Origin of the sequence: Mycolicibacterium rhodesiae (genome assembly GCF_002086695.1) — a bacterium.
GTDB lineage: Bacteria > Actinomycetota > Actinomycetes > Mycobacteriales > Mycobacteriaceae > Mycobacterium > Mycobacterium rhodesiae.
Genome location: NZ_MVIH01000016.1, coordinates 32,403 through 55,643 on the forward strand (window position 1 = coordinate 32,403; position 23,241 = coordinate 55,643).

Below are 23,241 nucleotides of genomic sequence, written 5' to 3' on the forward strand. Positions count from 1 at the left end.
AGGAGATCTCGTGACGGTGCGCGAAAGACTGGTGTCGGCGGCCCTTGCAACCGCGACGATGGCCGCGATCATGCTCTCGGCAGCCGCGACCGCCGCGGCTGACGACTCGGGCAGCGGCCTGTTGTGGCCGGATCCCACCGAGCCGTATTACTGGGATGCGAATGAGAACGCCGGCGGTACCGGGCCTGCGCCGCTTCCGACCGATGATCTGTATTGGAAGGAAGGCCAAGACGCCGGCGGCACGGGCAACGCTCCTCAGCCGAGCGGTCCCGAGTACACCGACGAGGGTGCGAACGCCGGGGCCGTCTAGCCCCGGTGGGTCACGACGACCAGACGAGCAGCGAGTCGCTGCGCGAGAGTTCTTTCCGCGCGCGACGCTCGACCAGAAGCGGGACGAACTCCCGAATCGTGCTGTCCTGAAAGTGATTGTGGGCGTTGGCAACTGTCTGCGCTACGTCGTCACGAGGAACGTCGGAATAGGTCGCAGCCAGGCGGTCGATGACCTGCTCGATCAACATAACTTCACTTACGGTTCCCACTCTATTAACTCTGAGCCATCGGAGCGGCGCCGTCAATCTGACGTCCGTCACGGTGCCGGGTCGCTGAGGTAGTGCGCCACTACCGGCCGCAGCCACTCGGCGAGCGTCGCATCGTCCATCGCCACGAGCGGCGGTAGTCCAAGTACGTAACGCCCGACCGCCAGACCCAGCATCTGCGATCCGACGAGCGCGGCGCGTTCCGCGGGCCGGTCTGGCACCACGGCGGCCAGCGCGGGACTCACCTGGTCGACGAAGACTCCCAGCAGCGCGTCGGCGGCGACCCCGTTGGTGGCCGCCGAGCGCAGCAGCGGCAGAAACGGGCCGTCCGGACCCCACACGTCGACGAATAGCGGAAGGACGAGGTCGACGACGCGATCGGGGGCGACGCCGGCAAGGTCGGGGAAGGTGATCGCGAGTCGCGACGCGGCGGCGAAGAGTTGGGCCTTGGTGCCGAAGTAATGCATGACCAGGGCCGGATCCACTCCCGCCGCCGAGGCGATGGACCGGATGGTCGTGCGCTCGAAGCCCCGATCGCCGAACTGGGAGCGGGCTTCGGCCAAGATCCGCGATCGGGTCACTTCGCCGTCGCGCGATTTCACGGTCACCGTCGCAGTCTATTCAACAACTGTTGACAACTCCAAGCAGCGGTTCTAGCGTCGAGTTCAACAACTGTTGAGGAGGCACCTGGTATGACCGTCACTGCCATTCAGATCGGGCTCGATCCCGACGTGATCGACTACTCGTCCCCGGACTTCACACAGTTCCGCGGACTGTCGAAGGACCAGCTTCGCGCCGCCAACGACGAAAACCTGGCGGCTCTGCGGGCCGCCGGCTACCAAGTCGACAACTGCCTGATCGACTTCGGCGCGGCCGGCGCCGAGAAGGCCCGGCAGTGGCTCGACGCCAAGCATTACGACGCGGTGCTGATCGGCGCGGGCGTGCGCATGGTCGCAGGCAACACCCTGCTCTTCGAGTCCATCGTCAACGCCGCCCACGTGACCCAACCGGGCTGCCGGTTCGTCTTCAATCAGGCAGCCAAGGCCACCCCCGACGACATCCGCCGCTGGTACCCCGATCCGGAAGGAGCGCTGCGATGACCGACCATGACGTCGACGTACTTGTCGTAGGAGCCGGGCCCACCGGCCTGACCGCGGCCGGGGATCTGGCCCGGGCCGGCCGCTCGGTGACGGTCCTGGAGCGCTGGGCCACCGTCAACCCGTCGAGTCGCGCGTTCGCGGTGATGGCCCGCACGCTCGAAGTGCTCGATGCACGCGGACTGGCCGAGGACGTGCTGGCTCACGGCCAGCGCGCGTCGCAGATACGGATCTTCGGTGACGCACGTCTCGATCTGACTCATCTGGACTCGCCCTATCGATTCGTCCTGATCACGCCGCAGACCAATGTGGATGCCGCACTTGCCCGTTACGCAGAAACGCAGGGGGCCGACATCCGGCGCGGTGTCGAGGTCGTGGATCTGGTGCAGGACGAAACCGGCGTGACCGTCACCGCGCGGACGAACGACGACGCGGGACCGCTCCAGCGGTTCCGTGCCAGATACGTGATCGGGGCGGACGGCGCGCACAGCACGGTGCGCCGGCTGGTCGGGGCGCAGTTCCCCGGCAAGACGCTGCTGTCGTCGATTGTGCTGGCCGACGTGAAGCTGGCGCACGGTCCCGACGACGGGCTCAAGCTGGGCAACACCCGGCAGGTGTTCGGATTCCTCGCACCGTACGGCCGCGGTGACGCCGACGGCGCGTGGTACCGCGCAATGGTGTGGGACCGCGACCATCAGGTGCCCGACACCGAACCCGTCGACAACACCGAGGTGATCGAGGTTCTGAACCGGGCCTTCAACGCGGATATGGGGGTGCTTGAGATCAGCTGGAAGTCCCGATTCCATTGCGACGAAAGGCAAGTCGCACAGTATCGGCACAGCCGGGTGTTCCTGGCCGGCGATGCCGCGCACGTGCACTCCCCGGTCGGTGGGCAAGGAATGAACACCGGCATCCAGGACGCGGCCAACCTTGCGTGGAAGCTGGCCGCGGTGCTCGGGGGCGCCGACGACAGTTTGTTGGACAGCTATCAGGACGAGCGCCATCCGATCGGACGACGGGTGGTGTTGCAGTCCGGAGTGATGACGCGCGCGGTGACGCTGTATCCGCGGTTCGCGCGGTCGATGCGGAATCTGCTGGCGCCCAAGCTTCTTCGGGTGCCGGTGGTGCGCGACGCGATGGCGGGCAGCTTCGCGGGGACCGGCCTTCGGTATGGCCGCCGAGGACCGGTCGGCACCCGGGCAACACCGATACCGCTGGCCGAGGGCCCGTTGACCGAACTGCAGCGCACACCGCAGTTCGTGGTGATCCGCGAGCGCGGGGCCGATCCCGTCGCGGTGTCCGGGGTGCTGCAGGCCAAACGGACCGACGACGGTCCGGCGGTATTGGTGCGGCCGGACGGCTACATCGCGTGGACGGGCTCGTCAGCCGACCACGGCTGGCGGCTGGTGTTGAAAGCGTGCGCACCTGCGCAGGCCGCAACTGCACCCTGAAACCCTCCAGCCCTTCAGGTTTCGGTTGCGCTGTCAGCTGACCGGGGGTAGGTGGACAGTGGTGTTGCCCCCGGTTCGCTTGGCGTCGAACATTGCGATGTCCGCCCGCTGCACGAGCGAATCGAGAACCGCAACCGGGTCATCTCCGGCAGAAGCGAAGACGTCCAAGGCAACGCTGGTGACGCCGACACTTGCGGTGATCGAGTAGTCGGCAGGAGCAGCGACTGCGTTGCGGATGTGTTCGGCCGAGGCACTCGCCAGCCCGGACTCGACCAGGTCGACGACAACGAACTCCTCACCGCCGATACGGGCCACCAGCGCGCTGCCGCCCGCAGCTGACACGATCCGGCCAGCGCAGAGGGCCAGAACCTCGTCACCGGCGATGTGCCCGAAAGTGTCGTTGATCGCCTTGAAACGGTCCAGATCCACGACGATCACCGCCACGTCGGTGGCCTCGGCGACGACGTCCCGGATCAGATCTGCGATGTGAAGGTGCAGACCTCGCCGGTTGAGCAGACCGGTCAGCGGATCGGTGATCGATTCGTTCGCGTCGTTACGCAGCGACCAGATCGCGAGCTGAATCCCCAACGGGGTCCAAGCCACGGGGGCCACGGCGGCAATCGTCTTGACGGTGAAGGCAGAGATGTCCAGATGGGTGGCATCACTGACCCGCAGAGCGAAGGCAGTGGTCGCCAGAAGAAGCCAGAGCACGTGCGCTGCAAGTTGTTTCGGACCGTCGAAGAACATCAGGTATACCGAGATCATCGCGAAGGCATTGAAGGCGAACAAGCCGAGCAACCAACTTGCATCCACTACCGCCACCGCGGCTATCCCGATGTCTGCGGAGATGACGAAAGCGAGCGAAACACGGCGCGACGGCCATGGCCGATAACACCAATTCCAACCCCAAAAAAGCTGCAGCACAGCGAACATGGCCACGACAACCTGCGACCCGGGGGTTCGTGCCGAGGGAAGCAGGACGAACAGGGACAGCAGTCCGTTGGTCCCCGTGCCGATACCGATGAGCACTTGGATCGGCCCGGACTTCGCGCGTTTGGTGAAGTACTCCACCTGCGCCGCGTAATCGACCGGTTCGCTCCACCACTCACGAAGGTGGTTACCGAACCCGGCAAAGTCGTCAAAGGTGGCCTGCAAAGGCGAGCCCCTGTCCAGCTGTCATGTCGGACTGCGTCAAACTATTTGAACCGACAATAACCGCTGGAAGTTAGCCGCGCGAACCAACTGTGACAAATTTGCCACAAAGGGCACCCCGCGGGCGAGTCATTACACCGTTGCTGAACGCAAAGTTGGGCCGCCGGCCCCATTCATGCGAAGTGCGCCCGAAGGGATTCGAACCCCTAACCTTCTGATCCGTAGTCAGATGCTCTATCCGTTGAGCTACGGGCGCCGTTCTGTCTTCAGTTGTCGTGGCTGACGAATCAGCCGCGGCGGAGGCGAGAGGATTTGAACCTCCGGTCCCCTGTAAGGGGGACAACTCATTAGCAGTGAGTCCCATTCGGCCGCTCTGGCACGCCTCCTGAACTACCTGAGCGTACCGGAGCCTGCTTGATGCCCCGAACCGCCGATGGATGAGAGTACACAGCCCACTTAGACTTGGACAAATGACCGCCCGCCTGCGCCCTGAACTGGCCGATCTACCGGCCTACACCCCGGGTAAGACGGTGCCGGGTGCCATCAAGCTGGCCAGCAATGAGACCGTGCACGGCCCGTTGCCCAGCGTGCGCGAGGCGATCGCCGCATCCGCCGAGACCATCAACCGCTACCCCGACAACGGCTACGTGGAGCTCAAAGAGCACCTGGCCAAGCATGTCGACTTCGCCCCCGAGAACATCGCCGTCGGCTGCGGATCGGTGAGCCTGTGCCAGCAGCTCATCCAGATCACCGCCTCTGTCGGCGACGAGGTGGTCTTCGGCTGGCGCAGCTTCGAGATCTATCCGCTGCAGGTCCGGGTCGCCGGCGCCACCGCCGTCCAGGTGCCGCTGCGCGACTACGCGTTCGACCTGGATGCCATGCTCGCCGCGATCACCGACCGCACCCGCCTGATCTTCGTCTGCAACCCGAACAACCCGACCTCCACCGTCGTCGACCCCGAGGCGCTCGCCCGGTTTGTCGCCGCCGTGCCGTCGGACATCCTCATCGCCATCGACGAGGCCTACGTCGAGTACATCCGGGACGGGATGGTGCCGGACAGCCTCGGGCTGGTCCGAAGCCATCCCAATGTCGTTGTGCTGCGGACTTTTTCGAAAGCATACGGACTGGCCGGGCTGCGGATCGGTTACGCCGTCGGCGATCCCGACATCATCACCGCGTTGGGCAAGGTCTACGTGCCGTTCACCGCGACCACCGTCTCGCAGGCCGCGGCGATCGCCTCGGTGAATGCCGCTGACGAACTGCTTGCCCGGACCGACGCCGTCGTCGCCGAACGCCGCCGGGTCTGCGCCGCGCTCACCGAGCTCGGTTACAGCTTCCCGCCGTCACAGGCGAACTTCGTGTGGCTGCCATTGACGCCGGAAGAGACGCCCGACTTCGTCGAGCAGGCCGCCGACGACCGCGTACTGGTGCGCCCCTACGGCACCGACGGCGTCCGGGTGACGATCGGCGCACCCGAGGAGAACGACGCGTTCCTCGAGTTCGCCCGGAAGTGGATCGCTAACCGCTGACCGGGGTACGGCCGGTGAAGGCAACCAGCCGGTCCAGCTTCGAAGCGTGCGCCGCGACGTCGACAGGGTCGTCGAAACCTGCCCTGACGCGACCCTCCGGGGTGATGATGCGGTGCGCCAGGCCCGACACATACTCGGTCAGCGAATCCGGGGCATCGATCGGGCGGCCGATCGCCGACGCGTAATCCCACGCATGGATCAGGAATTCGACCGAGAGGATGCCGGCCATGAGCCGCGCAGGCGCCTCGTTCTCGCCGAACGGCACCGTGCCGTCCAGCCCGCGACGCCGCCAGGCGTCGACCGCAGGGCGGGCCGCCGCGATCACCTGACGCTCGACGGAGTCATCCGGGTTGCGATCCGGGAACTGCGCGCCGGCCGCGCCACCCAACAAGGTGATCGAATTCAGCAGGTGATCGGTGAGCCCGGCAACGTCGAACTCGCGGCACGGCGTCTGCTTGTTCAAATCATCGGAAGCAATACCGTGCATCACTTGTTGGAGAACCTGGAGCGACGCTTCAGCACTGGCCAGTTCGTCGGTCGGTGGAGCTTCCGGTCCTGAGGTCAGTTCGTCAGCCATGCCCCAACCGTACGACCAGCGACCGACAGAATAGTGTTCGGTGGGGTGCCACGAGAAGGGACGCGCAGCATGGGCAAGATCTATGACAACGTCACCGAACTGGTCGGCCACACGCCGCTGGTACGACTCAACCGCCTGACCGAGGGCCTCGACGCCGAGGTCGCGGTCAAGCTCGAGTTCTACAACCCGGCCAACAGCGTCAAGGACCGCATCGGAGTGGCGATCATCGACGCGGCGGAGGCCTCCGGCGAGCTCAAGCCCGGCGGCACGATCGTCGAGGCCACCAGCGGCAACACCGGCATCGCGTTGGCGATGGTCGGCGCGGCCCGCGGTTACAAGGTCATCCTGACGATGCCGGAGACGATGTCGACCGAACGCCGGGTGATGCTGCGTGCCTACGGCGCCGAGATCGTGCTCACCCCCGGCTCCGAAGGCATGGCAGGCGCGGTGGAGAAGTCCCGCCAGATCATCGCCGAAACCGACAATGCCGTCTCGGCGAACCAGTTCGGCAACCCGGCCAACCCGGCCATCCACGAGAAGACCACCGCGGAAGAAGTCTGGAACGACACCGACGGCAAGGTCGACATCTTCGTCGCGGGCATCGGCACCGGCGGCACCGTCACCGGGGTGGGACACGTACTCAAGCAGCGCAAGCCCGGCGTCCAGATCGTCGGCGTCGAACCCAAGGACTCGCCGTTGCTGACCGAAGGCAAGGCCGGGCCACACAAGATCCAGGGCATGGGTGCCAACTTCGTTCCCGACGTACTCGATCGCGGCGCCTACGACGAGATCGTCGACGTCGAACTCGACGACGCCATCAGGGTGGCCCGCGAGTTGGGCACCGCGGAGGGCATTCTGGGTGGCATCTCGTCCGGCGCGATCGTGTGGGCCGCACTGGAGATCGCCAAGCGTCCGGAGAACGCAGGCAAGCTCATCGTGGCCGTGGTGTGCGACTACGGCGAGCGCTACATCTCCACACCACTTTTCGAGCACATCAGGGACTGACTTCATGGGCCTGCTGTCCACACTGCGTGAGGACCTGAGCAACGCGCGTGGCCACGATCCGGCTGCCCGCGGCGATGTCGAGAACGCGTTGGTCTACTCCGGGCTGCACGCCGTCTGGTCCTATCGGCTGGCACACCGGCTGTGGGCCCGGCCGGCGCTGCGTGGGCCGGCCCGGGTGCTGTCCCAGCTGACCCGGTTCGCCACCGGTATCGAAATCCACCCCGGCGCGACCATCGGCCGCCGGTTCTTCATCGACCACGGAATGGGCGTCGTGATCGGCGAGACCGCCGAGATCGGCGACGACGTGATGCTCTATCACGGCGTGACGCTCGGCGGACGTTCACTGGAACACGGCAAACGCCACCCCACCATCGGAAACCGAGTGGTCGTGGGCGCCGGAGCAAAAATATTGGGCCCCTTGGTTATTGGTGACGACAGTGCTATCGGCGCGAACGCCGTCGTCACCCACGACGTGCCTGCCGATTCGATCGCCACCGGAATTCCCGCCGTCGTACGCCCGCGCACCGAACGGCAGCGCGAACAGTTGGTGGATCCGACGTACTACATCGATCCTGCGATGTACATCTGATCGGCATCGAATCCCACCGATGCGAAATGTCCGAACTGCTCCGCGCCGACCGCACGTGACCCTGGAGTAACGCGGGCGGCGGTGGGCGTCGTAGCCTTCAGGGCATGAGCCAGCAGTATGAATCCCTCACCGTCGAGGTCAAGGACCACGTTGCCCAGGTCACGCTGATCGGCCCGGGTAAAGGCAACGCCATGGGCCCGGCGTTCTGGACCGAGATGCCGGTGGCCTTCGGCGAGCTGGATGCCGATCCCGACGTGCGGGCGATCGTGCTGACCGGCTCCGGCCGCAACTTCAGCTACGGGCTGGACCTGGTCGCAATGGGCGACACCATCGGCAGCGCGATGTCCGGAGAGGTCTCGGCCCGGCCACGCGTCGAATTCCACGGCAAACTCAAGCGCATGCAGCAGTCGATCACCGCGGTGGCCGACTGCCGCACCCCGACGATCGCCGCCATCCACGGCTGGTGCATCGGTGGAGGCGTCGACCTCATCAGTGCGGTGGACGTCCGCTACGCCAGTGCCGACGCCAAGTTCTCGGTGCGCGAGGTCAAGCTGTCGATCGTCGCCGACGTGGGCAGCCTGGCTCGGTTGCCCTACATCCTGTCCGACGGACATCTTCGCGAATTGGCGTTGACGGGCAAGGACATTGATGCCGCGCGGGCCGAGAAGATCGGTCTGGTCAACGACGTGTATCCGGACCCCGAGGCCACGCTGGCCGCGGCGCACGAGACCGCCGCCGAGATCGCGGCGAACTCGCCGCTGGTGGTGCACGGCATCAAGGACGTCCTCGACGAGCAGCGCACTGCCGACGTGGCGGCCAGCCTGCGCTACGTTGCGGCGTGGAATTCGGCGTTCCTGCCGTCCAAAGACCTCAACGAAGGCATTGCAGCCATGTTCGCCAAGCGCAAGCCGGAGTTCACCGGCGAATAGCGGTTACTTGCCGGCCTTGATGGCCGGTACCGCTTTGGTGACCTCGAGGGCTGTCGGCTCGTCGGTGGGTTGAGTCGTCGTGGTCGCACCCATGTTCATCGCGGCGACGGCGGGCGAGGAGTAGGCGGGGAACTTCGTCTCGTCGCCGGAGTCGGCCGTGTGGGTCAGCGACGCCGGGGCGGGGTGGGTGAGCCCGAACAGGCCGAGGACCGCGATAGCACCGCCACCGACGACCGTTCCCAGCAACCTCTTATCCAGAGCCAAGCTATTCCGAAGCTTTCGAGGGGAGGACATGTTGACCAGCACCTTTCACGATGTTTCGGACCGGCGCCACCCAACCGGGCCGCTCCACAAGAATGGTCCGGCTACCTTTCGGCGCCTTACATCCTTTGTATGCCCAGCCACCGATGGAATGCACGCGTCCCAAGCTGATCCACAGAAGTCCTGCGCCCGCCACACAGGTGATCACGAGCGAAATGCCAGGAGTGAGATGGGCGTCCGCCAACCCGGCAGGACGCCCACGCAGCGGTGGCGGAGGGATTTGAACCCCCGGACGGTGTTAGCCGTCTCTCGCTTTCAAGGCGAGTGCATTAGGCCGCTCTGCCACGCCACCGCCGACAAGACTAACGGTTAGACGCGGCCGACCCTCGTCGAGTTGCCACCGTTCTTCAAGGCGGCACTGATCCGGCGGCAGTTCTCCCCCATCGCCGCCATCTGCGGACGAGACAACGGCGTCAGGAAGTTCTCCCGGACCCCCTTGGCGTACGTCAGCATCGCGTCCTCGACAACCTCACGGCCGAGGTCGGTGATGCTCGCCAACACTCCGCGACCGTCGTCGGGGCTCGCCTCTCGACGCACCAGGCCCGCGGTCTCCAACCGACGAATCTGGCGCGTCACCCGACTCGGCAGCGACATGAGCTGATCGGCCAGATCCCCCATCCGCGCCGCGCCGGTCTCCGAGTTGTCCAGAATTTCCAACAGACGAACGTCGACCAAGCTCAACTTGTGCTTGTCGACGAGCCCCCGATTCAGTGTTCCGTACAGCCGCAGTGCGGCGTCGAGGAAGTTCTGCCAAGATCTCTCCTCGGCTATATCCAACCCCGGCATCTCACTAGCGGTCCGCCCCGCAATCATCCCTCCCATTGCGCAATCGTAAGCGACACAGCGCCGTACGAGGCCGAAATGACTCGGGAGTAACCTGACGCCCATGTTGGCCATCGTCGCTGAATCGTCCGACCGCCTGACCTGGCGCGAAGTGCCTGATGTGTCGCCCGGACGGGGCGAAGTTCTGATCCGGGTCAACACCGCAGGTGTCAACCGGGCCGACCTCCTGCAAGCGGCCGGAAACTATCCACCACCCCCGGGAGCCAGCAACATCCTCGGTCTCGAGGTGTCCGGCGTCATCGAGAGCCTCGGCGAAGGTGTGACGGGATGGACTGTCGGACAAGACGTTTGCGCACTCTTGGCCGGAGGCGGTTACGCCGAGTATGTTTCGGCGCCCGCCGGTCAGGTCATGCCCGTCCCCCTCGGGGTATCGCTACCCGACGCAGCCGCGCTGCCTGAAGTCGCCTGCACGGTGTGGTCCAACATCGCCATGACCGCGCATCTGACCGACGGCGAACTGTTGCTCATTCACGGCGGGGCAAGCGGGATCGGCACTCACGCCATCCAGGTCGCCACCGCCCTGGGCAATCGAGTGGCGGTGACGGCAGGTTCGCGAGCGAAGCTCGACCTGTGCCGCGAGCTGGGCGCCGAAGTCCTAATCTCTTACCGCGATGAAGATTTCGTCGCGTGCGTCAATAATGCCACTGACGGGCGCGGGGCCGACGTCATCCTCGACATCATGGGCGCGGCCTACCTCGATCGAAATCTCGACGCACTCGCACCCGACGGACGGATGACGATCATCGGCATGCAGGGCGGGATCAAAGCGGAATTCAACATTGCCAAGGCAGTCGCCAAGCGGCTGCACGTAATCGGTACCTCGTTGCGCGGCCGGCCCATCGACGGACCGCACGGAAAGAGGGCCATCGTCGAGGAGGTGGTGGCCTCGGTCTGGCCGCTGATCGCCGACGGTCGGGTGCGCCCCATCATCGGAGCGCGGTTCCCCATCGCCGACGCCGCCGAAGCGCACCGGGTGCTGACCGCCGGCGAGACGTTCGGGAAAGTGTTGCTGACCGTCAACGAGTGACGAGGGCCGGATTCAGCCGAGCGACGCGAGCGCCCGCACCAGCTGATCGACTTCGGCCATCGTCGAGTAGTGCGCCAACCCGACGGTCACCGCACCCCCGATGTCGTTGACGCCGATCAGGTCGAGCACCCGCGAGTTGGCGTTGCACACGGCCAGAATTCCGTTGTCCGCCAACCGCTGGACCACCCGCTCGGCGGGCACCCCGGTCACCGCGAAACTGACGACCGGGATGTGCGCCTCCGGCCGGCCGATCACCATCACCAGGGGCAGCGACCGCAGCGAGCCCATCAAGTAGTCGAAGAGTCCGCTGAGATACGACCCTGCGGATTGCATTGAGAGAGCAAGCCTTTCGCGTCGGCTACCCCGCGCCGACTCATCCAGTCCGGCCAGATACTCGATGCTCGCGACCACTCCGGCCAGCAGACCGTACTGGTGGCCGCCGAGTTCGAGTCGTTCCGGTCCGCTGGCGTACGGGTTCATCGACACCGACCCGAAGCTGTCGATGAGCGACGGGTTGCGGAACACCAGCGCACCGATCGGCGGCCCGCCCCACGCCGGTGCGTTGAGCGCGACGACGTCGGCCTCGGTCTCGTCGAGATCCATCAACTGATACGGCGCCGCGGCCGAATGATCCACGACCACCAGCCCGCTGACGTCGTGCACAAGCTTGGTGACGGCACTCACGTCGGTGATCGTGCCCAAGGTCGAGGACGCCGACGTCATGGCCACCAATCGGGTGGGCGGCGTGATCAAACTCTCCCACTGCCACGACGGCAGCTCGCCGGTCTCGATGTCGACTTCGGCCCACTTGACCTTGGCCCCATACCGGTTGGCTGCGCGCAGCCACGGCGCGATGTTGGCCTCGTCGTCGAGCCGGCTGACCACCACCTCGTAGCCGATCCCGGCCCGCGAGGAGGACGCATCGGCCAACGACGTCAGCAGGATCGAGCGATCGGCGCCTAGCACCACCCCGCTCGGATCGCCGTTGACCAGGTCGGCCACCGCCTGGCGGGCGGCGTCCAGAACGGCGACGCTGCGCCGGGCCGCAGGATGCGGGCTGGCCGTGTTCGGCACCGAACCCCGGAACGCCGTCGAGACCGTGGTGGCCACCGACTCGGGAATCAGCATCCCGGCCTGGGCGTCGAAGCGCATCCACCCGTCGCCCAATGCTGGGTGCAGACCACGCACCCGGGCGACGTCGTATGCCATGAGCCCACCTTAGAGCGTCGGTGATTGCGCTATTGAGACAGCGATGGCGCCTGCGGTCCTCGTCGAAGGGCGATAAGGGCAGGTTCACCTGGCCAGCCATACTAGTCCAGTGAGCTTCGGGTTCGGAGTCCTGATCGCGGTCTTGTTGCTGATCCTGCCGGGTGCGGTGGTGGCGATGGCCGGGCGGCTGCGCTGGTACGTCGCACTCGGCGTGGGCCCGGTGCTGACGTACGGCGTTGTGGGCCTGGCCATCATCCCGTTCGGTGCGATCGGCATCGCCTGGAACGCCTGGACGGCGCTGCTGGCACTGGCCATTGTCACGGCCGCCGTCTTCGGTTTGCGGATTCTGCTCGCCCGGTATCGCACCGACGACCCGACCGCCGACGAGGTGTCGCTGTGGCCCGCGCTGACGGTGGCCGCCGGGGTGATCCTGGGCGCAGTGTTGATCGGGATCGCCGCCTGGCGGGGCATGCCCTACTGGCAGTCCATCCCGAGCAACTGGGACTCGGTCTGGCACGCCAACACCATCCGCTGGATCCTCGACACCGGTCAGGCGTCGTCGACGCACATGGGTGAGCTGCGCAACGTCGAGACCCATGCGCAGCTCTACTACCCCTCGGTCTTCCACGCGCTGGGGGCCGTGCTGGCACAGCTGACCGGCGCGGCACCGACCACCGCGTACACGCTCAGTTCGCTGTCTGCGGCGGTGTGGTTGTTCCCGCTCAGCGCGGGCCTGTTGACCTGGCAGCTGCTCCGCTCCCGCGGCACGTCGCAGTGGCGTACCGCCGGTGCGGCGGCCACTGCGGCCGCGTTGGCCGCGTCGTTCACCTCGGTGCCCTACGTCGAGTTCGACACCGCCTCGATGCCGAACATGGCCGCCTACGGCGTCGCCATCCCGGCGTTCGTGCTGATCGCGTCGTCCCTGCGGAACCGCGATCGCATCCCGATGGCGGTGATCGCGCTGGTGGGCGTCTTCTCGGTGCACATCACCGGCGGCGTCGTGGTGGTCACCTTCGTCGTGGCGTGGTGGCTGCTGGACGCGTTGTGGCGGCCGGTGCTCGGCAGGGCGCGCGACTTCCTCACCCTGACGATCATCGCGGTGCCGACTCTCGCGGTTCTGCTGCCGCAGTTCCTCGGCGTGCTCCAGCAGGCCGAGGTCATCGCCGGGCACGCATTTCTGACCCATCAGGGCCGCAAACGCACGCTGTTCAACGCGGTCGTCCAGCACACCAGGCACCTCAACGACTATCCGATCCAGAACGTCATCATCGCCCTGGCCGGAGCCGGGTTCATCCTGCTGCTGGCGAAAAGGATCTGGTGGCCTGCGGCGGTGTGGCTGGTGCTGATCGTGTCGATCGTGCATTCCGGAGCGCCGTTCGGCGGCCCACTCGGCACCATCGTCGGCAAGTACAGCGACCTGTTCTACAGCGACCCTCGACGGCTGTCCGCGGTGGTGACGCTGCTGTTGACACCGATGGCCGGGATCGCGCTCTACTCGCTGGCGTTGCTGCTGGTGGCCGGCGCCCGACGGTTGATCCGACGCTGGGCCGCGGCCAGGGAGCCCGACCGCGGGTTCTGGATCGGCGCCACCGCGGTGCTGCTGGTAGCCGTCAGCGTCGGGCTGGCCTGGCACTACTTTCCGCGGCACCGATACCTGATGGGCGAGAAGTACGACCGGGTGATCGTCGACGACAAGGATCTGCAGGCTTTTGCCTACCTCGCGACTCTGCCCGGCGCCCGCGACACCCTGATCGGCGACGCGAACGTCGACGGCACCGCGTGGATGTACGCGGTGGCCGGCCTGCACCCGCTGTGGACGCATTACGACTACCCGGTGCAGCAGGGCCCGGGTTACCACCGGTTCATCTTCTGGGCCTACGCCGACGACGCCGACCACGATCCGCGGATCGCCGAGGCGGTGAAGGCACTGAACATCCGTTACGTGTTGACGAGCGCACCGGTGGTTCGCGGGTTCGTCATGCCCGACGGACTAGTGTCACTAGACAAGTCCAAGTCGTGGGCCAAGATCTACGACAACGGCGAGGCCCGCATCTACGAATGGCGCGGATCTGCACCGCAGGACACCCGGTAACAATGGGCGACGAGGGAATGCTCACTCCATGACGACGAACACAGACGACGACAACATCGAGATCATCACCGGCTCCGACGAGGGCGAGGGTGACGCCGACGGCCGCTCGGTGACCGACCTGGTGGAACAGCCTGCCAAGGTGATGCGCATCGGCACGATGATCAAGCAGCTGCTCGAAGAGGTGCGCGCAGCACCGCTGGACGACGCCAGCCGCACCCGGCTGCGTGAAATCCACGCGACCTCGATCCGCGAGCTCGAAGACGGCCTGGCCCCCGAGCTTCGCGACGAGCTCGAGCGGCTGGCCTTGCCGTTCACCGAGGACAGCATTCCGTCCGACGCCGAGCTGCGGATCGCGCAGGCGCAGCTGGTCGGCTGGCTCGAGGGCCTGTTCCACGGAATCCAGACCGCGCTGTTCGCCCAGCAGATGGCGGCGCGCGCGCAGCTGGAGCACATGCGCGGCCAGGGTGCGTTGCCGCCCGGCATCGGACAGCCCGGCCCGCCCGGAGCCCCCGGTCACGGCACCGGGCAGTACCTCTAGCCGAGACCCCGGTGCCTGCCGACGACCCCTATATCGAAACCCGCGACGCCTGGGTTGAGTTTCCGATCTTCGACGCCAAGACGCGGTCGCTGAAGAAGACCTTCCTGGGTGCCGCCGGCGGCGCGATCGGTCGCAACACCGAGAACGTCGTCGTGATCGAGGCCCTGCGGGACATCACGCTGTCGCTGAAGATGGGTGACCGCGTCGGCCTGGTCGGCCACAACGGCGCGGGCAAGTCCACGCTGCTGCGGTTGCTGTCCGGGATCTACGAACCGACTCGCGGGTCGGCCACGGTCCGCGGCCGCGTCGCGCCGGTGTTCGACCTCGGCGTCGGGATGGACCCGGAGATCTCCGGCTTCGAGAACATCATCATCCGCGGCCTGTTCCTGGGGCAGACCCGCAAGCAGATGATGGCCAAGGTCGACGAGATCGCCGACTTCACCGAACTCGGTGAATACCTGTCGATGCCCCTGCGCACCTACTCCACCGGCATGCGGGTGCGACTGGCCATGGGCGTGGTCACCAGTATCGATCCGGAGATCCTGCTGCTCGACGAGGGCATTGGCGCGGTGGACGCGGACTTCCTGAAGAAGGCGCAGACACGGCTGCAGAAGCTGGTTGAGCGTTCCGGAATCCTGGTGTTCGCCAGCCATTCCAACGAGTTCCTGGCGCGGCTGTGTAAGACCGCCATGTGGATCGACCACGGCACCATCAAGATGTCCGGCGGCATCGAAGACGTCGTTCGGGCGTACGAGGGCGAGGACGCGGCCCGGCATGTGCGGGAAGTGTTGGACGAGCACAAGTCCGATTGGTCCGACGGGGTCGCCACCCCGTGACCGACCTGGTGTGCGCCGTCGTCGTCACTCATCGCCGCCTCGACGAACTCGCCAAATCGCTGGGTGTTTTGACCACCCAGACCCGGATGGTCGACCACCTGATCGTGGTCGACAACGACAACGACGAGCGGGTGCGCGACCTCGTCGCCGGCCAGCCTGTGCCGACCACCTATCTGGGATCTCGCCGAAACCTCGGTGGTGCAGGAGGATTCGCGCTCGGCATGCTGCACGCGCTGTCGCTGGGTGCGGACTGGGTGTGGCTGGCCGACGACGACGGGCGCCCGATGGACGGCGACGTGCTGGCCACATTGCTGTCCTGCGCACAACGCCACGGTTTGGCCGAAGTGTCGCCGATGGTCTGCGATATGGACCACCCCGACCGGTTCGCCTTCCCCGTTCGGCAGGGTCTGGTGTGGCGTCGTCATCCGGCCGAGCTGGGAACCCAAGACCTGCTCCCGGGATACGCATCACTGTTCAACGGCGCGTTGTTCCGGGCGGAAACCCTTATGGCCGTGGGCATTCCCGATATCCGCCTGTTCATCCGTGGTGACGAGGTCGACGTGCACCGTCGACTGGTGTTGTCGGGCTTGCCGTTCGGCACCTGCCTGAAGGCCACCTACCTGCACCCGTACGGCAGTGACGAGTTCAAGCCCATCCTCGGCGGGAAAATGCACACCCAATATCCGGAAGATCCGTCCAAGCGGTACTTCACCTATCGCAACCGCGGGTACCTGCAGGCACAGCGCGGCATGCGCAAGCTGGTACCGCAGGAGTGGGTGCGATTCGGGTGGTTCTTCTTGGTCCAGCGCCGCGACCCGAAAGGCTTCGCCGAATGGATTCGGTTGCGGCGCTTGGGTAGGCACGAAAGGTTCTTCCGGGGCGAGCGAAGCGACGGGAAAGGAACACGATGACGATCGTCGACGCCGCCGCGCAGTCGAAGACCTTCACACGCGCGTGGGGCGATCTGCTCGACGGGTACCGCAAGCGCGAACTGTGGCTGCACCTCGGCTGGCAGGACATCAAGCAGAAGTACCGCCGCTCGGTGCTCGGTCCGTTCTGGATCACGATCGCGACCGGAACCACCGCGGTCGCGATGGGCGGGCTGTACTCACAGCTGTTCCACCTCAAGCTGTCCGAGCACCTGCCGTATGTGACTCTCGGCCTGATCATCTGGAACATGATCAACGCCGCGATTCTCGAGGGCGCTGATGTCTTCATCGCCAACGAAGGTCTGATCAAACAGCTGCCGACACCGCTGAGCGTGCACGTCTACCGGCTGGTGTGGCGGCAGATGATCCTGTTCGGCCACAACATCGTGATCTATGTGGTGATCGCGATCATCTTCCCGAAACCGTGGTCCTGGGCGGACTTGTCGGCGATCCCGGCGCTGCTGTTGATCATGCTGAACTGCGTGTGGGTGTCGTTCTGCTTCGGCATCCTGGCCACTCGCTACCGCGACATCGGCCCACTGCTGTTCTCGATCGTGCAGTTGCTGTTCTTCATGACGCCGATCATCTGGAACGACAACACCCTGCAGCAGCAGGGCGCCGGTCGCTGGGCCAAGATCATCGAACTCAACCCGCTGCTGCACTACCTCGACATCCTGCGGGCCCCGCTGCTGGGCGCCGATCAGCACCTGCGGCATTGGGCTGTCGTGATCGGACTGACGCTGCTCGGCTGGCTGCTCGCGGCGTTCGCGCTGCGGCAATACCGGGCGCGGGTGCCGTACTGGGTGTGACTCGCGCCGAGTGTGCGTCTGGATACGAATCCGCTGCGATTTTCGTATCCAGACGCACACTGGACGATTAACCGGGGTAGGACCCTCGGTCGGGCTCCGGCCCGAAGACAAAACGCCTGCCGGACACCTCATTTGGGGTGATCCGCACGAACCGCAGCTTCTCGGTCGCGATCCAGGGCAGCAGCTGCGCGCGCTCCGCTTCGTGAATGTCATCCGCCGCGGTGAGCACGCGAGCGGTGCCGCGGATGATGACGCTCCAGCCCTCCGAGACGGTGTGGTCGTCGACTTCGAAGAGCACCTTGTCGTTCATCACCGTGCTGAACAGCTTGGTGCCCTCGGCGGTCCGGAACAGCACCGTGTGGTTCTGCGTCACGAAGTTGACCGGGAAGATCTCCAGCTGATCGCCGATCTGAGTGACCAGGCGCCCCAGCGCAACGCTTTTCAGGCGATCCCAACTCTCGTCGTCGCTGAGTACCACGATGGGGTCCTGTTCGACTGTCATGTGCGAGATCTTCCCCAGTCAACGTCCACGCCAATAGGGTCGAACGGCCTTCGGTGAAGGTCAGGCGTCACTACCAGTGCTGATGACGCGCTCAATCGGTCAACGTCGCCAGCTCCGCCCGCAGGTTGCCCTGGGCCGATGACTCCCACTTGCGGCGGGCGTACTCGGTGCGGAAAACACCCGGCCCGCCCAGCAGCGCCACGAGCACTTGCACCCGCCCCCGGCGGAACACCTCGCTGGGGACGTGGCTGTACTCGGCCCGGATCGCGGCGGTGTTGCGCTCGTAGCGTTCCCTCGGCACGGCCAACGCCGCCAGGTCGGCATCGGAGAGCACCTCGCCGTTGTGATCCCCCGGCGCGGGATCGTGCGAGACGGTCAGCCGAATCAGCCGGGCCACCTCGTCGACCAGCTGCGGCTGAACACCCAGCCGCGAGAGGTCCTGCTCGGCGAGCTGGGCGCTGCGCTCCTCGTCGTCGGGAAGTCCGGCATAGACCGCGTCGTGGTACCAGGCTGCGAGCCGCACAGCGTCCGGGTCGTCGGCGAATTCGGCCAGTTCCTCGACGTGGCGAAGGATGTCCCGCAAGTGCTCGAGGGAGTGGTAGCGGCGGTGGGCTTCAGACCACGACGCCACCAAGTCGCGGCCCACCTCGGCCACGGCCGGGTCGTCGGTGTATCGGGACAGCAGTGCCGCCCACGCCTCAACCAGATCCTGCACACCACCATGGTGCACTCGGCCGGCGCCGCGAGTGAAACGGCACCACCAGTAAGCTTCCCGCGTGGCCGAATCAGCCGAGACGGCGTCCCTGAGCCTCAAGACCCAGATGGTGCGCTTCATCGTCACCGGCGGACTGTCGGCCATCGTCGACTTCGGGCTCTACGTGCTGTTCCTCAAGCTGGGCCTGCAGGTCAACGTGGCCAAGACGCTGAGCTTCATCGCAGGCACGACCACGGCCTACCTGATCAACCGTCGGTGGACCTTCCAGGCGCCGCCGAGCACGGCCCGCTTCATCGCCGTGGTCGTCCTCTACGCCCTCACGTATGCAGTACAGGTCGGCATCAACTACCTGTTCTATCTGAAGTTCGCCGGCCATTCCTGGCAGGTTCCGGTGGCCTTCGTCATCGCGCAGGGCACCGCCACAGTCATCAACTTCGTGGTCCAGCGAGCAGTGATATTCCGGTTGAAGTAGGGGGGCCGGGTAACCTTTGGCACTGATATGGCTACCGCACTTCCCCTCACGCCGCGTTCCCTGACCGGATTCGGCCGAACTGCGCCGAGCGTGGCACAGGTGCTCTCCACTCCTGACGTGGAGGTGATCGCCGACGCCGTCCGGCAGGTCGCCGACGCCGATTCCACCAGCCCGTCGTATCTGCGCCGCGGGATCGTGGCACGCGGCCTCGGCCGCTCGTATGGAGACCAGGCCTGCAACGGCGGCGGAATCATCGTCGACATGACCCGGCTGAACCGGATCCACTCGCTGTCCGCCGACACCGCGGTGGCCGACGTGGACGCCGGGGTTAGCCTCGATCAGCTGATGAAGGCCGCGCTGCCGTTCGGACTGTGGGTGCCGGTTCTGCCAGGCACCCGGCAGGTCACCGTGGGGGGCGCCATCGGATCCGACATCCACGGCAAAAATCACCACAGCGCAGGCAGTTTCGGTAACCATGTGCTGTCGCTGGACCTGCTGATGGCCGACGGCGAGGTTCACACCCTGACGCCGGAGGGCCCCGACCGCGAGTTGTTCTGGGCCACGGTCGGCGGAAATGGCTTGACGGGCATCGTGATTCGCGCGCGCATCGCGATGACGCGCACCGAGACGGCATACTTCATCGCCGACGGCATCGCCACCGCTGATCTGGACGAGACGGTGGCGGTCCACCAGGACGGCAGCGAGGCCAACTACACCTACTCGAGCGCCTGGTTCGATCTGATCAATCCGCCGCCGAAGCTTGGGCGCGCCGCGGTCAGCCGGGGCAGCCTGGCACGACTGGACCAGCTGCCGGACAAACTCGCGAAGAATCCGCTGCAGTTCACCGCGCCCAAGCTGCCTGCGGTGCCGAACCTGTTCCCGGTCAGCGTGATGAACAAGCTGTCACTGAGCCTTGTCGGCGAGGCGTTCTATCGGGTCAGCGGCAACTACCAGAACAAGATCGTCAATCTGACGCAGTTCTACCACATGCTGGACATCACGACCGGATGGCAATACGCCTACGGCCCAGCGGGTTTCGCGCAGCACCAGTTCTTGGTGCCGCCGGACGCGCTGGACGAATTCAAGGACATCATCCGCTGGATTCAAACCCAGGGCCACTATTCGGCGCTGAACGTGTTCAAGCTCTTCGGTCCCGGCAACCCGGCGCCGCTGAGCTTCCCGATGGCCGGCTGGAACGTGGCCATGGACTTCCCGAACAATCCGGGTGTCAACGGATTCCTCAACGAGCTCGACGATCGAGTCATGAAATTCGGGGGACGCGTCTACACCGCCAAGGACTCACGGGTGAGCGCCGAGAAATTCCATCGCATGTATCCGCGGATCGACGAGTGGATTGCACTGCGCCGCAAGGCTGATCCGGACGGCGTGTTCGCCTCCGACATGGCCCGCCGACTCGAACTGCTGTAGAAAGGCATCCCCCACAGACATGATCGACGCCACTGGCAATCCGCAAACCATCCTGCTGCTGGGCGGAACATCCGAAATCGGCCTCGCCATCTGCAAGCGCTACCTGCGCAACGCCAAGGCCCGGATCATTCTGGCCGATCTGCCGAACGCACCCAAGCGTGACGACGCCATCGCCCAGCTGGAAGCCGCCGGCGCCAGTTCGGTCGAGTATCTCGACTTTGACGCTCTCGACACCAAAAGCCACCCGGACGTCATCGAAAAGGCTTGGGCCAAGGGTGATGTAGATGTGGCGATCGTCGCGTTCGGCATCCTCGGCGACGCCGAGGAGCTCTGGCAGAACCAGTCGAAGGCGGTCCTGAGCGCCCAGATCAACTACACCGCTGCCGTCTCGGTGGGCGTGCTGATCGGCGAGAAGATGCGCGCCCAGGGCTTCGGCCAGATCATCGCGATGTCCTCGGTGGCTGGGGAACGGGTGCGCCGCAACAACTTCGTCTACGGCTCCACCAAGGCCGGCTTGGACGGCTTCTACCTCGGACTCGGAGAAGCCCTGCGCGAGTACGGGGTTCACGTCCTCGTCATCCGTCCCGGCCAGGTGCGCACCACCACGACGCTGGAGCACTGGAAAGCCACCGGCGCCAAGGAAGCGCCGTTCACGGTCAACGCCGAGGATGTCGCCGAACTGGCGGTCACCTCGGCGGCCAAGGGCAAAACCCTGGTGTGGGCGCCCGGCCAGGTGCGGGTGCTGATGTCCGTGATCCGGCACATCCCACGCCCCATTTTCCGCAAGCTGCCGATCTAGCAGGCCGCCCGGTGTCCAAGGGCGCGCTGGCCACCGTGGGCCAGATGGTTGTGGCAGTCGTTGCAGCCGTGGCTGTTTCGACCATCGCGCTGATCGCGATCTCCCGGGTGCAGTGGCCGGCCTTCCCGTCGTCGAACCAACTGCACGCACTGACCACCGTCGGACAGGTGGGGTGCCTGGTCCTGCTGCTTGGCACCGGATTCGTCTGGCGGCGGGGCTATGAGTGGATCGCCCGGATCGCCGCGGCGGTGTTCCTGGCGGCGTTCACGGTGGTCACCCTCGGCATGCCGCTCGGCGCGACCCGCCTCTATCTGTTCGGCATTTCCGTCGACCAACAGTTCCGCACCGAGTACCTGACCCGTCTCACGCAGAGCCCGGCACTGCACGACATGACCTATATCGGTCTGCCGCCGTTCTATCCGCCAGGCTGGTTCTGGCTGGGCGGGCGCATCGCCGCCCTGACCGGGACCCCGGGCTGGGAGATGTTGAAGCCGTGGGCCATCGTCTCGATCGCGATCGCCGTCGTGCTCGCGATGACGTTGTGGTCGGCCATGATTCGGTTCGAGTACGCCCTGATCGTCACCGTCGCCACCACCGCGGTGACCCTGGCCTACAGTTCGCCGGAGCCTTACGCCGCGATCATCACCGTCCTCATCCCGCCGGTCCTGGTGCTGGCGTGGTCGGGACTGCGCGGTGGACCCCGACAGGGCGGCTGGGCCGCCGTCGTCGGCGTCGGAGTGTTCCTCGGCGTCTCGGCCACCTTCTATACCCTGCTCGTCGGCTACACCGCGTTCACGGTCGTGGTGATGGGTCTGATCGTGGCGATCGCGCGGCGCAGCGCCGAGCCGCTGCTGCGGCTCATGGTCGCCGGTGTCATCGCCCTTGCCATCGCCGCCGTCACCTGGCTGCCGTTCCTGTTGCACGCCGTCCGGCATCCGCTCAGCGACACCGGCAGCGCCCAGCACTACCTGCCCGCCGACGGCGCGGTCCTCACCTTTCCGATGTTGCAGTTCTCCCTGCTGGGAGCGCTGTGCATGCTCGGAACGCTGTGGCTGGTATGGCGGGCACGATCGTCGACGAGAGCGGCCGCACTCGGGATCGGCGTGCTGACCGTCTACGGCTGGTCGATGCTATCCATGCTGACCACGCTGCTCGGCACCACGCTGCTGTCATTCCGACTGCAACCCACGTTGACCGTTCTGCTGTCGGCGGCCGGGGTGTTCGGGTTCATCGACGTGACGCTGGCGATCGCCGCCCGGTCCAACCGCACGGTCATCGGAGCGGCGGCGGCCATCGGATTGATCGGGGCTGTCGGCTTCAGCCAGGACATCCCCGACGTGTTGCGCCCCGATCTGACGGTCGCCTACACCGACACCGACGGCTACGGCCAGCGCGGCGACCGGCGACCACCCGGGGCCGAAAAGTACTACGCCGAAGTCGACGCCGTTATCACCAAGATCACCGGCCGGCCCCGGCAGGAAACCGTCGTGCTGACCGCCGACTACAGTTTCCTGTCCTACTACCCGTACTACGGATTCCAGGGCCTGACCTCGCACTATGCCAACCCGTTAGCCGAGTTCGACAAGCGGGCGGCGGCCATCGAATCCTGGGCTGAATTGAAGAACGCCGACCAGCTGGCCCACGCGCTCGACACCCTGCCGTGGCAGCCCCCGACGGTGTTCCTGATGCGCCGCGGCGCCAACGACACCTACACCCTGCGGCTGGCTCAGGACGTCTACCCCAACCAGCCCAACGTGCGGCGCTACACCGTCGACTTCGACGTCAACCTGTTCAGCGGACCGCACTTCACCGTCAAGACGATCGGGCCCTTCGTTGTGGCCATCCGGAATCCGTAG

General features: G+C 65.9%; 26 protein-coding genes and 3 tRNA genes. 17 read left to right on the forward strand and 12 right to left on the reverse strand.

The window, feature by feature from the left end; all coding sequences use genetic code 11:
* Window positions 1-10: 10 nt before the first annotated feature.
* A complete protein-coding gene (locus BST42_RS23920) occupies window positions 11-310 on the forward strand; it encodes a hypothetical protein (protein ID WP_083121813.1) in 300 nt (99 codons plus the stop codon).
* Between the two features lie 10 nt (window positions 311-320).
* Here BST42_RS23920 and BST42_RS23925 read toward each other — a convergent pair whose 3' ends face one another.
* Both BST42_RS23925 and BST42_RS23930 read right to left on the reverse strand, forming a co-directional pair.
* Complete coding sequence (locus tag BST42_RS23925; RefSeq protein WP_083121814.1) at window positions 321-518, reverse strand: three-helix bundle dimerization domain-containing protein; 198 nt, start codon at window positions 516-518, stop codon at window positions 321-323.
* Window positions 519-586: 68 nt separating this feature from the next.
* A complete protein-coding gene (locus BST42_RS23930; protein ID WP_083121871.1) occupies window positions 587-1,138 on the reverse strand; it encodes a TetR/AcrR family transcriptional regulator in 552 nt (183 codons plus the stop codon).
* Between the two features lie 90 nt (window positions 1,139-1,228).
* On the opposite strand from BST42_RS23930, the gene BST42_RS23935 reads away from it, so the two are divergent.
* Both BST42_RS23935 and BST42_RS23940 read left to right on the forward strand, forming a co-directional pair.
* The gene (locus BST42_RS23935; protein ID WP_083121815.1) at window positions 1,229-1,636 is read left to right on the forward strand and encodes a hypothetical protein; all 408 of its coding nucleotides are present in this window, start codon (window positions 1,229-1,231) and stop codon (window positions 1,634-1,636) included.
* On the forward strand, window positions 1,633-3,084 hold the full coding sequence (locus BST42_RS23940; RefSeq protein WP_083121816.1) for an FAD-dependent oxidoreductase: 1,452 nt from the start codon (window positions 1,633-1,635) through the stop codon (window positions 3,082-3,084). The genes BST42_RS23935 and BST42_RS23940 overlap by 4 nt, the downstream gene beginning before the upstream one ends.
* 33 nt (window positions 3,085-3,117) lie before the next feature.
* Here the strand turns inward: BST42_RS23940 and BST42_RS23945 are convergent, their stop codons facing one another.
* From BST42_RS23945 to BST42_RS23955, 3 genes are all read right to left on the reverse strand, one after another.
* Window positions 3,118-4,239, reverse strand: coding sequence for a GGDEF domain-containing protein (locus BST42_RS23945; protein WP_083121817.1), 1,122 nt, complete (start codon window positions 4,237-4,239; stop codon window positions 3,118-3,120).
* Window positions 4,240-4,419: 180 nt separating this feature from the next.
* Window positions 4,420-4,492, reverse strand: a tRNA-Arg gene (locus BST42_RS23950).
* Window positions 4,493-4,533: 41 nt separating this feature from the next.
* Window positions 4,534-4,622 (reverse strand) — tRNA-Ser (locus BST42_RS23955).
* A gap of 84 nt (window positions 4,623-4,706) precedes the next feature.
* Between BST42_RS23955 and hisC the strand changes: the two genes are divergently transcribed.
* A complete protein-coding gene (gene hisC / locus BST42_RS23960) occupies window positions 4,707-5,765 on the forward strand; it encodes a histidinol-phosphate transaminase (RefSeq protein ID WP_083121818.1) in 1,059 nt (352 codons plus the stop codon).
* Here the strand turns inward: hisC and BST42_RS23965 are convergent.
* The gene (locus BST42_RS23965) at window positions 5,755-6,342 is read right to left on the reverse strand and encodes a TIGR03086 family metal-binding protein (RefSeq protein WP_083121819.1); all 588 of its coding nucleotides are present in this window, start codon (window positions 6,340-6,342) and stop codon (window positions 5,755-5,757) included. The genes hisC and BST42_RS23965 overlap by 11 nt on opposite strands.
* A gap of 69 nt (window positions 6,343-6,411) precedes the next feature.
* On the opposite strand from BST42_RS23965, the gene cysK reads away from it, so the two are divergent.
* From cysK to BST42_RS23980, 3 genes are all read left to right on the forward strand, one after another.
* Entirely contained in the window at window positions 6,412-7,347 is a 936-nt protein-coding gene (cysK, locus tag BST42_RS23970; protein WP_083121820.1) for a cysteine synthase A, read from the forward strand.
* 4 nt (window positions 7,348-7,351) lie between these two features.
* Window positions 7,352-7,936, forward strand: coding sequence for a serine O-acetyltransferase EpsC (gene epsC, locus BST42_RS23975; RefSeq protein WP_083121821.1), 585 nt, complete (start codon window positions 7,352-7,354; stop codon window positions 7,934-7,936).
* A 104-nt stretch (window positions 7,937-8,040) separates the two neighbouring features.
* Window positions 8,041-8,865: a crotonase/enoyl-CoA hydratase family protein gene (locus tag BST42_RS23980; protein ID WP_083121822.1), complete on the forward strand. Its 825-nt coding sequence runs from the start codon at window positions 8,041-8,043 to the stop codon at window positions 8,863-8,865.
* A 3-nt stretch (window positions 8,866-8,868) separates the two neighbouring features.
* Here the strand turns inward: BST42_RS23980 and BST42_RS23985 are convergent, their stop codons facing one another.
* The 3 genes from BST42_RS23985 to BST42_RS23995 form a co-directional block, all read right to left on the reverse strand.
* Window positions 8,869-9,129 carry a hypothetical protein gene (locus tag BST42_RS23985; RefSeq protein ID WP_133057512.1) on the reverse strand — a complete coding sequence of 87 codons (261 nt, stop codon included), beginning with the start codon at window positions 9,127-9,129 and terminating at the stop codon, window positions 8,869-8,871.
* Window positions 9,130-9,391: 262 nt separating this feature from the next.
* Window positions 9,392-9,478 (reverse strand) — tRNA-Ser (locus BST42_RS23990).
* A 17-nt stretch (window positions 9,479-9,495) separates the two neighbouring features.
* On the reverse strand, window positions 9,496-10,008 hold the full coding sequence (locus BST42_RS23995) for a MarR family winged helix-turn-helix transcriptional regulator (RefSeq protein ID WP_083121824.1): 513 nt from the start codon (window positions 10,006-10,008) through the stop codon (window positions 9,496-9,498).
* A 64-nt stretch (window positions 10,009-10,072) separates the two neighbouring features.
* On the opposite strand from BST42_RS23995, the gene BST42_RS24000 reads away from it, so the two are divergent.
* Complete coding sequence (locus BST42_RS24000; RefSeq protein ID WP_083121825.1) at window positions 10,073-11,056, forward strand: NAD(P)H-quinone oxidoreductase; 984 nt, start codon at window positions 10,073-10,075, stop codon at window positions 11,054-11,056.
* Window positions 11,057-11,068: 12 nt separating this feature from the next.
* Here BST42_RS24000 and BST42_RS24005 read toward each other — a convergent pair whose 3' ends face one another.
* The gene (locus BST42_RS24005) at window positions 11,069-12,265 is read right to left on the reverse strand and encodes a cysteine desulfurase-like protein (protein ID WP_083121826.1); all 1,197 of its coding nucleotides are present in this window, start codon (window positions 12,263-12,265) and stop codon (window positions 11,069-11,071) included.
* 109 nt (window positions 12,266-12,374) lie between these two features.
* Here BST42_RS24005 and BST42_RS24010 point away from each other — a divergent pair, with 109 nt between their 5' ends.
* The 5 genes from BST42_RS24010 to wzm are packed head-to-tail and all read left to right on the forward strand — an operon-like array spanning window position 12,375 to window position 17,469.
* Window positions 12,375-14,357, forward strand: a complete 1,983-nt coding sequence (locus BST42_RS24010) for a DUF6541 family protein (protein ID WP_083121827.1) — start codon at window positions 12,375-12,377, stop codon at window positions 14,355-14,357.
* Window positions 14,358-14,385: 28 nt separating this feature from the next.
* A complete protein-coding gene (locus BST42_RS24015) occupies window positions 14,386-14,895 on the forward strand; it encodes a bacterial proteasome activator family protein (protein ID WP_083121828.1) in 510 nt (169 codons plus the stop codon).
* 11 nt (window positions 14,896-14,906) lie between these two features.
* Window positions 14,907-15,731 (forward strand): galactan export ABC transporter ATP-binding subunit Wzt/RfbE, encoded by an 825-nt coding sequence (gene wzt / locus BST42_RS24020; protein ID WP_083121829.1) that lies wholly within the window; start codon window positions 14,907-14,909, stop codon window positions 15,729-15,731.
* A complete protein-coding gene (glfT1, locus tag BST42_RS24025) occupies window positions 15,728-16,642 on the forward strand; it encodes a galactofuranosyltransferase GlfT1 (protein ID WP_083121830.1) in 915 nt (304 codons plus the stop codon). The genes wzt and glfT1 overlap by 4 nt, the downstream gene beginning before the upstream one ends.
* Window positions 16,639-17,469: a galactan export ABC transporter permease subunit Wzm/RfbD gene (gene wzm, locus BST42_RS24030; RefSeq protein WP_083121831.1), complete on the forward strand. Its 831-nt coding sequence runs from the start codon at window positions 16,639-16,641 to the stop codon at window positions 17,467-17,469. The genes glfT1 and wzm overlap by 4 nt, the downstream gene beginning before the upstream one ends.
* Before the next feature lie 67 nt (window positions 17,470-17,536).
* Here the strand turns inward: wzm and BST42_RS24035 are convergent, their stop codons facing one another.
* Both BST42_RS24035 and BST42_RS24040 read right to left on the reverse strand, forming a co-directional pair.
* The gene (locus tag BST42_RS24035) at window positions 17,537-17,971 is read right to left on the reverse strand and encodes a pyridoxamine 5'-phosphate oxidase family protein (RefSeq protein WP_083121832.1); all 435 of its coding nucleotides are present in this window, start codon (window positions 17,969-17,971) and stop codon (window positions 17,537-17,539) included.
* A 91-nt stretch (window positions 17,972-18,062) separates the two neighbouring features.
* Window positions 18,063-18,686, reverse strand: coding sequence for an HD domain-containing protein (locus BST42_RS24040; protein WP_083121833.1), 624 nt, complete (start codon window positions 18,684-18,686; stop codon window positions 18,063-18,065).
* 106 nt (window positions 18,687-18,792) lie between these two features.
* Between BST42_RS24040 and BST42_RS24045 the strand changes: the two genes are divergently transcribed.
* From BST42_RS24045 to BST42_RS24060, 4 genes are read left to right on the forward strand one after another with little or no spacing between them, the layout of a single operon-like run.
* The gene (locus BST42_RS24045) at window positions 18,793-19,158 is read left to right on the forward strand and encodes a GtrA family protein (RefSeq protein ID WP_083121872.1); all 366 of its coding nucleotides are present in this window, start codon (window positions 18,793-18,795) and stop codon (window positions 19,156-19,158) included.
* Between the two features lie 27 nt (window positions 19,159-19,185).
* Window positions 19,186-20,586, forward strand: a complete 1,401-nt coding sequence (gene dprE1, locus BST42_RS24050; RefSeq protein WP_083121834.1) for a decaprenylphosphoryl-beta-D-ribose oxidase — start codon at window positions 19,186-19,188, stop codon at window positions 20,584-20,586.
* A 19-nt stretch (window positions 20,587-20,605) separates the two neighbouring features.
* Window positions 20,606-21,385 (forward strand): decaprenylphospho-beta-D-erythro-pentofuranosid-2-ulose 2-reductase, encoded by a 780-nt coding sequence (gene dprE2 / locus BST42_RS24055; RefSeq protein ID WP_083121835.1) that lies wholly within the window; start codon window positions 20,606-20,608, stop codon window positions 21,383-21,385.
* Between the two features lie 44 nt (window positions 21,386-21,429).
* Complete coding sequence (locus tag BST42_RS24060) at window positions 21,430-23,241, forward strand: galactan 5-O-arabinofuranosyltransferase (RefSeq protein ID WP_083121873.1); 1,812 nt, start codon at window positions 21,430-21,432, stop codon at window positions 23,239-23,241.

Bases quoted from the DNA above. Each gene is read 5' to 3' on its own strand.
- BST42_RS23925 (WP_083121814.1), bottom strand. From the start codon at position 518: ATGTTGATCGAGCAGGTCATCGACCGCCTGGCTGCGACCTATTCCGAC.
- BST42_RS23935 (WP_083121815.1), top strand. From the start codon at position 1,229: ATGACCGTCACTGCCATTCAGATCGGGCTCGATCCCGACGTGATCGAC.
- BST42_RS23940 (WP_083121816.1), top strand. From the start codon at position 1,633: ATGACCGACCATGACGTCGACGTACTTGTCGTAGGAGCCGGGCCCACC.
- hisC (WP_083121818.1), top strand. From the start codon at position 4,707: ATGACCGCCCGCCTGCGCCCTGAACTGGCCGATCTACCGGCCTACACC.
- BST42_RS23965 (WP_083121819.1), bottom strand. From the start codon at position 6,342: ATGGCTGACGAACTGACCTCAGGACCGGAAGCTCCACCGACCGACGAA.
- cysK (WP_083121820.1), top strand. From the start codon at position 6,412: ATGGGCAAGATCTATGACAACGTCACCGAACTGGTCGGCCACACGCCG.
- epsC (WP_083121821.1), top strand. From the start codon at position 7,352: ATGGGCCTGCTGTCCACACTGCGTGAGGACCTGAGCAACGCGCGTGGC.
- BST42_RS23980 (WP_083121822.1), top strand. From the start codon at position 8,041: ATGAGCCAGCAGTATGAATCCCTCACCGTCGAGGTCAAGGACCACGTT.
- BST42_RS23995 (WP_083121824.1), bottom strand. From the start codon at position 10,008: ATGGGAGGGATGATTGCGGGGCGGACCGCTAGTGAGATGCCGGGGTTG.
- BST42_RS24000 (WP_083121825.1), top strand. From the start codon at position 10,073: ATGTTGGCCATCGTCGCTGAATCGTCCGACCGCCTGACCTGGCGCGAA.
- BST42_RS24005 (WP_083121826.1), bottom strand. From the start codon at position 12,265: ATGGCATACGACGTCGCCCGGGTGCGTGGTCTGCACCCAGCATTGGGC.
- BST42_RS24015 (WP_083121828.1), top strand. From the start codon at position 14,386: ATGACGACGAACACAGACGACGACAACATCGAGATCATCACCGGCTCC.
- wzm (WP_083121831.1), top strand. From the start codon at position 16,639: ATGACGATCGTCGACGCCGCCGCGCAGTCGAAGACCTTCACACGCGCG.
- BST42_RS24035 (WP_083121832.1), bottom strand. From the start codon at position 17,971: ATGACAGTCGAACAGGACCCCATCGTGGTACTCAGCGACGACGAGAGT.
- BST42_RS24045 (WP_083121872.1), top strand. From the start codon at position 18,793: ATGGTGCGCTTCATCGTCACCGGCGGACTGTCGGCCATCGTCGACTTC.
- dprE1 (WP_083121834.1), top strand. From the start codon at position 19,186: ATGGCTACCGCACTTCCCCTCACGCCGCGTTCCCTGACCGGATTCGGC.
- dprE2 (WP_083121835.1), top strand. From the start codon at position 20,606: ATGATCGACGCCACTGGCAATCCGCAAACCATCCTGCTGCTGGGCGGA.
- BST42_RS24060 (WP_083121873.1), top strand. From the start codon at position 21,430: ATGGTTGTGGCAGTCGTTGCAGCCGTGGCTGTTTCGACCATCGCGCTG.